Consider the following 5171-nt stretch of genomic DNA (forward strand, 5'->3'; position numbering starts at 1 on the left):
CCTCCTCCCCCATGCCACCTCTCCTCCTCCCTCCCGCCCCCCCCCCCTCCTCTTTCCTTCCCTCCCCCCCTCCACCCCCCCCTCCTTCCTCCCCCCCCCCCCCCGACGAGGGCGGTTCCGGCGCGACCGGGGCACAGGCCGCACCGGAACCGAGCGCCCGAGGACGACGGTGCACGGCCGCGGGCGGCGCGACTCTCGCTCCGTCGTCTTCGAACATGTGTTCGAGAGTAGCGGTTCGCGACCACCCCCACAAGGGCAGGCGCGGATCGGCTGAGGACCCGGCTCGCAGGCTCCTTCGATCGGGTGGTCGGTGCGGTTTGACGACGTCGGCCGCACAGCTTCCCGTGCGCGGGGGACGTCGCTCCCCCGCACGGGGGAAGCCCCCGCGGCGCGGCAGCGCGAGCGTGGGAGCACACCCACCCACCCGACCGGAGGCAGCACGATGACCAGCACATCCGTCCCCAGAGAACTCCCCCGGCGCGGCCCCGACGCCGGCGACGACACCAGCAACCCCCAGGCACCGCCGCCGGACCGTCGGTTCGCCGGCGCGGCGCTCGTCACGTCCGCCGCGACGGCGGCCCTGCTCGGGTTCTTCGCCACGCGGCCGGACGTCGACCCGTTCCGCGAGGCGGACAACACGCTGGGGCACGCGCTCGCGCCCGGGGTGCCGCTCACCTGGCTGCTGCTCGCGGTCGCGCTGTTCGGCACCGCCACGGCCGCCGTCGTGCTCGCGACCCGACAGCAGCCGAGCCGGGCCGTCGCGCCGGTCGCCGTCGTCCAGGTGCTCGTGTTCGGGCTCCTCGCGCAGGGGTCCGGGACGCTCAGCGTCGCCGGCTACCTCGTCGCCCTGTCCGTCCCGGTCCTCGCCGCCTGGGCGGGGGTGCAGGTGTTCCGCACCCGTCCCGTCTGGCGTATCCCCGTGCTGCTCGCGGCCGCAGCCGCCGTCGTCGGCGTCGTCCTCGTCCACGACGCGTTCGGCACGTGGATCGGCGCCGTCACAGCCGGCCTCGCCCGGGAGCGCTGGGGCCTGCTCGCCGTGCTGCTGCCGCTCGCGGCGGCGTCGGCCTGGGCCGGGCTGGCCCTCGTGGCCGCCTGGCGGCGCGGGTCCCTGCGCCGGGCCACGGTCTGGGTGACGCGGCACCGCACCCTGTTCACGGTCGTCGCGGCGCTCGGTCCGTTGCCGTACGCCCTCGTCCGGCTCACCTGGCTGACCCCGTGGCCGCAGCTCGCCACCGGCGAGACCCTGCCCCTCGCCGTCCGCATCCAGGGGCTGTCGCTCTCGTCCGGGGCCTGGATGGGCATCATCCTCACGCTCGGCCTGATCCTCCCGTGGGGCGAGCGCCTGCCGCGCTGGTTCGGCCCTCGCGCCGGGCGTCCGGTGCCGCCGGCCGCCGCCATCGTGCCCGGCGGGATCGTCGCCGTCATGCTCTGCGGCGCCGCCGTCCCCATGCTCGTCCTGATGGGCTGGGCCGGGGCCCTGTACTTCCCCGCCTGGTTCTGGGGCCCCGCCCTCGCCCTCGCCGTCTGGGGCTACGCCGGGCACCGGTACGGCGTCGGGCCGGTCAGCGATCCAGGGCCTGCTGCGCCCGCTCCCGCAGCTCGTCGCTGAGGCGCAGCTCGCCGCCGTCGTGGGCCACGACCAGGGCCTTCGCGACGTCGGCGAGCACGGGCGCTCCGTCGAGCCGGTTGTACGCCCCGAACCAGTCCGCCAGCGTCACGCCGTGCGCCGGCCGGCGCACCACCTCGACCTCGTCCCCCGCGCCCAGGTCGCCGTTCTCGACGACGCGCAGGTACGCGCCCGTCCGGTTCGCCTGCGTGAACCGGCGCACCCAGCGCGGCGGCGAGTCGAGGCGGCGGGCGAACGTCTGGCACGGCACCCGGGGCTGCGTCACCTCGAGGAGGGCGGAGCCCACGCGCCACTGCTCGCCGACGACGGCGCGGCTCACCTCGAGCCCGCGGGTGCGCAGGTTCTCCCCGAACAGCCCCGGCGTGACCTCGTGGCCCAGCTCCTCGCCCCACCACTCGGCGTCCTCCTGGGAGTACGCGTACACCGCCTGGTCCAGGCCGCCGTGGTTGGCGCGGTCCGCCTGCACGTCCGCGTACAGCCCGTACGGGCGGGCCTTGACCCGCCCGTCCACGGGGCGCTTGTCGATGGCTGTCACACCCACCGTCCCGGCGTCGGGCAGGAGGGCGAACACGCGGCAGACGGCGAGGAGCTCGGGCACGGCAGCATCCTCTCAGGTCACCTACCGTGGTCCCCGTGAGCGAGCGCAGCGAGAACCTTCCCCATGTCGTGGTCGTCGGTGGAGGGTTCGGCGGTCTCGCGGTGGTGAAGGCGCTCGCGAAGGCGCCGGTGCGCGTCACGCTCGTCGAGCGGCGCGTGTACAACACGTTCCAGCCGCTGCTCTACCAGGTCGCCACCGGCGGGCTGAACCCGGGCGACGTCACCTACTGGCTGCGCGGGCTGCGGCTGAAGCAGAAGAACCTCCGGGTGCTGCACGAGCACCTGGTCGGCATCGACCACGACGCGCGCACCATCCGCCTGGCCAACGACGAGACGGTCTCCTTCGACCACCTCGTGCTCGCCAACGGCGTCACCGTGAACTTCTTCGACACCCCGGGCGCCAAGGAGAACGCGTTCGGCATGTACTCGCGGTCGCAGGCGCTGCGGATCCGCGACCAGCTCTTCATCCGGCTGGAGAACTCCGCGTTCACGCCCGAGACCGACGACGGCCTGCGCGTCGTCGTGGTGGGCGGCGGCGCCACCGGGGTCGAGGTCGCGGGCGCACTCGCGGAGCTGCGCACCGCCGGGCTCGCGCCCGCCTACCCCGAGATCCACGGCGACGCGTTCGAGATCACGGTCGTGCAGCGCGGCGCCGAGCTGCTCAAGGCGTTCCACCCGAGCCTGCGCGAGTACGCCGCGCAGGAGCTCGGACACCGCGGCGTGAAGCTGCACCTGGGTGCCGGGGTCGCGGAGGTTCTGCCCGACGCCGTCGTGCTCACCGACGGCACCCGCATCCGCGCCGACCTCACGGTGTGGTCCGCGGGCGTCGGCCCGCACCCCGAGGTGGACGACTGGGACCTGCCGCGCCGGAAGGGCGGCCGCATCGCCGTCGGCCCCGACCTGCAGGTCGAGGGGCGGCCCGGCGTCTTCGCGATCGGCGACATCGCCGAGACGCCCGACTGGCTGCCGCAGCTCGCCCAGCCCGCCATCCAGGGCGGCCAGCAGGTGGCGCGCAACATCCTCGCGCTGCTCGAGGGCCGCGCCACCGAGCCGCTGAGCTACCACGACAAGGGCACGATGGCGGTCATAGGCCGCCGCGCCGCGATCGCCGAGATCACCCTGCCCGTGACGTCGAAGATGCTGCGGCTCACCGGCGGGCTCGCGTGGCTGGTGTGGCTGTTCGTGCACATCATGTCGCTGGTCGGCCCCCGCAACCGCGTCACGACGCTCGCCGGCCTGGTCACCCGGTACGGCTTCCCGTTCCACCGCCGGCCCATCCCGATCGTCGGCGACGTGCCCACGATCCGGCCGTCGAAGCCGGACGCCGGCCCGGACGGCGCCGACGGCCTCGCTAGCGAGCGGCGCGCACCCGGCGAGTGACGGCGTAGACCGCGAGGATCACCACGACCAGCCCGCCGGTGGCGGCGAGCTGGGCGCGCGCCGCCGGGTCGGAGAGCATGAGCCCGGCCAGCGCGACGAGACCCGCCAGCGTGACCCACGTGAGGTACGGGTAGCCCCACATGCGCAGGCGCAGCGGCTCCCCGGCGCGCGCGGCGTCGGCCTCGAGGCGCGGCCGCAGGCGCAGCTGGGAGATCGTGATGAGCAGCCACACGACGAACAGCGCGGAGCCGACCGCGTTGAGCAGGATCGTGAGGATCTGGGCGGGCAGCAGCCAGTTGAGCCCCACCGCGACGACGCCGAAGAACACGGACACGAGCACCGCCACCCACGGCACCTCGCGGCGCGAGACCCGGGTGGTGGCGGGCGGCGCGTCGTCGCGCTGGCCGAGGGAGAAGAGCATCCGCGACGTGCCGTAGACGTTCGCGTTGAACGCGCTGAGCAGCGCCAGCACCACGACGACCTCCATGAGCCGTGCGGCGCCGTCGAACCCGGCGAGCTGCAGCACGGAGACGAACGGCGACTCCAGCGCCGCGGCGTCGTCCCAGGGGATCAGCGCGACGATGATCGCGACCGAGCCCACGTAGAAGAGCAGGATCCGCCACACGATGGTGCGGGTGGCGCGGGCGACGGCGGTGCGCGGGTCGCGGGCCTCGGCGGCGGCGATCGCGACGATCTCGATGCCGCCGAACGCGAAGACGACGGTGAGCAGGCCTGCCGCGATGCCCGCCCAGCCCGCCGGGGCGAAGCCGCCGTGCGCGGCCCAGTCGCCGAGCACGCTGCCCGTCACCGGGATCACGCCGACGACGATGAGGACGCCCACCACGAGGAACGCGAGGATGGCGGCCACCTTGATCGCCGCGAACCAGAACTCCGACTCGCCGAACTGCCGCACGCCCACGAGGTTGATGCCGCCGAGCACCACCACGACGACGGCCGCCACGACCCACTGCGGCACGTCCGGCCACCAGCCGCTGACGATGCCCGCGACGCCCGTCACCTCGACGCCCAGCACCATGATCAGCGTGAACCAGTACAGCCAGCCCAGCAGGAACCCGGCCCAGCGGCCCAGCGCCGCCTCCGCGTAGACCGAGAACGAGCCGGACGCGGGCAGCGCCGACGCCATCTCGGCGAGCATCCGCATCACGAGGACGACGAGCGCGCCCGCGATGGCGTAGCTGACCAGGACGGCGGGGCCCGCGGTCGCGACGCCGACGCCGGCACCGAGGAACAGGCCTGCCCCGATCGCGGAGCCGAGGCCCATCATCGTCAGGTGGCGGGTGCGCAGGCCGTGCGCGAGCCGGGCCTCGTGCGCCGTCGTGCCGGGTTCCGTGGGGGTGCTCACGGCCGACCACGCTAACCCGCCCCGCCGAGTTGTCAGGACCAGGACCATGAAAACCCGCCCGTGGCCCTGACAACCCGCAAGCCGGCGGGTTCAAGCGGTCGTCGCAACACGCGTCGTCAGGCTGCCAAGAGTAGGCGGTTGAGTGCTTCGGCGGGCTTGGCCCAGTCGAGGGTCTGGCGGGGGCGGTCGTTCAGCAGCAGGGCG

Annotated in this window: 4 protein-coding genes; 2 read left to right on the forward strand and 2 right to left on the reverse strand. The window is 74.3% G+C overall.

Going from position 1 to position 5171, the window contains the following annotated elements; genetic code table 11:
* Nucleotides 1–442 precede the first annotated feature (442 nt).
* Entirely contained in the window at nt 443–1609 is a 1167-nt protein-coding gene (locus tag ACFCZN_RS07655) for a hypothetical protein (protein ID WP_430556373.1), read from the forward strand.
* On the opposite strand, the gene ACFCZN_RS07660 is transcribed toward ACFCZN_RS07655, so the two are convergent.
* A complete protein-coding gene (locus ACFCZN_RS07660) occupies nt 1563–2225 on the reverse strand; it encodes an MOSC domain-containing protein (RefSeq protein ID WP_430556374.1) in 663 nt (220 codons plus the stop codon). The genes ACFCZN_RS07655 and ACFCZN_RS07660 overlap by 47 nt on opposite strands.
* 35 nt (nt 2226–2260) lie before the next feature.
* On the opposite strand from ACFCZN_RS07660, the gene ACFCZN_RS07665 reads away from it, so the two are divergent.
* On the forward strand, nt 2261–3604 hold the full coding sequence (locus ACFCZN_RS07665; RefSeq protein ID WP_430556375.1) for an NAD(P)/FAD-dependent oxidoreductase: 1344 nt from the start codon (nt 2261–2263) through the stop codon (nt 3602–3604).
* Here the strand turns inward: ACFCZN_RS07665 and ACFCZN_RS07670 are convergent.
* Entirely contained in the window at nt 3576–4967 is a 1392-nt protein-coding gene (locus tag ACFCZN_RS07670) for an amino acid permease (RefSeq protein ID WP_429765478.1), read from the reverse strand. The genes ACFCZN_RS07665 and ACFCZN_RS07670 overlap by 29 nt on opposite strands.
* Nucleotides 4968–5171 lie beyond the last annotated feature (204 nt).

Source organism: Isoptericola sp. NPDC056134, assembly GCF_042264825.1.
Taxonomy (GTDB): domain Bacteria; phylum Actinomycetota; class Actinomycetes; order Actinomycetales; family Cellulomonadaceae; genus Isoptericola; species Isoptericola nanjingensis.

What these genes read in the sequence shown, in the direction of transcription:
- ACFCZN_RS07655 (WP_430556373.1), top strand. Translation starts at nt 443, where the DNA reads ATGACCAGCACATCCGTCCCCAGAGAACTCCCCCGGCGCGGCCCCGAC.